This is a genomic window from Lujinxingia vulgaris (assembly GCF_007997015.1).
In the GTDB taxonomy this organism is placed as follows: domain Bacteria; phylum Myxococcota_A; class Bradymonadia; order Bradymonadales; family Bradymonadaceae; genus Lujinxingia; species Lujinxingia vulgaris.
Genome location: NZ_VOSM01000030.1, coordinates 1 through 1352, shown reverse-complemented (window position 1 = coordinate 1352; position 1352 = coordinate 1). Strand labels below are relative to the sequence as shown.

At 59.2% G+C, this 1352-nt stretch carries 1 protein-coding gene; it reads right to left on the bottom strand.

The window, feature by feature from the left end:
- Positions 1–41: 41 nt before the first annotated feature.
- Positions 42–1352 (bottom strand): RCC1 domain-containing protein (locus FRC98_RS20745; protein ID WP_230467874.1); only part of this gene is annotated, 1311 nt, incomplete at its 5' end.

Genomic DNA, 1352 nt, shown 5'->3' with positions numbered 1-1352 from the left:
TGGGGTGTTTTTAGATCGGACGTGTTGGCCAGAGTCCGAGTTTAAGGGGTGTAGGGCCAGGCGATGGGGGTGGGGGTAGCGCCGCTGCCTGAATGGCCAAGCTGACCAGTGTTATTTCGTCCCCAGCAATGCATCGTGTCATCGGCGATGCCGCAGGTGTGTTCTTCGCCGGCAGAGATGGCGGTCCAGTCGGTAAAACCACCACTTACGGCGGTAGGGACCGTGGTGGCGTTTTCGTTATGTCCAAGGCGTCCGTTGTCAGCACGTCCCCAACAATATGCCACCCCGTTGACCCCCTCTTGCTGGATGGCGCAGGTGTGCTCGGTGCCAGTAGTAATAACATCAACACTAGAAAGAACTGAAACGTTTCGGACAAATGGGGGATCATCGTGACCCAGTTGGCCTGCGCTGTCACTACCCCAACAGCGCATTCCCGAAATCTGGTTTGCTGATACAAAGGCACATGAATGTGCTCCGCCTGCCGCTATTGTGGTAGTTGTATAATTCTCATCTGAGACAGGAATGCCAACAGGACGCGGAGAGCTGTCGCCGGAAGTACCACCATTCAACTGTCCACTCGAAAAACTCCCCCAACACCACCCATTCGCCCCCACCGCCGTCACCGCGCAGGTATGCGCATCGCCGGCGGCGACGGCCACGAAGGTGTCGATGGTGGTGCCGCCGTCGTCGATTTCGACCTGCGTTCGTCCGTTTGTGACGGGGTCGGGGCCGAGTTGACCTTCTAAGTCACGACCCCAACAATAAAGTTCATTTTCAGTATTTAAGGCGCAGGTGTGTGTTCCGCCGGTTGCTACCTCAATCCAGTTCGTAGCATCACTAACTTGATGGGGCTCATTATAAGCGTTTTCAGCAGCTGCATCTGAATCTACTTGATTTTCATTGTTTTGGCCCCAACACCACAAACTCCCATCTTCCTTAATCCCACAGGTATGCTGCCCGCCCGCACTCACCTGAATCCACACGCCATCACCGGCCACTCGCGTGGGCTGGTTGCGCTGGGTGGTGGAGCCGTCGCCCAGGCGACCGCTGCCGTTGTTGCCCCAGCACCAGAGTGTGCCGTCGTCGAGGATGCCGCAGGAGTGGGCGGCGCCGGTGGCGACCTGCGTCCAGGTCGGGGGCACGAAGGAGAAGTTGTAGGTCTGCTCCGCCAGGCAATGCTCCGGTTCCAGGTCGGCGGCGCAGGCGGTCAGGGCGATGTTGACGCTGGCTTCGCCCTCGGGGAAGACCAGATCCTCGCAGGGCAGCTCGCCACCTTCGGCGTCGGTGCAGGTGATGGTGAGCTCGCAGTCCTCGCGGGTGCAGAAGCTGGTGAGCTCGGGCGGGTGGCTGAA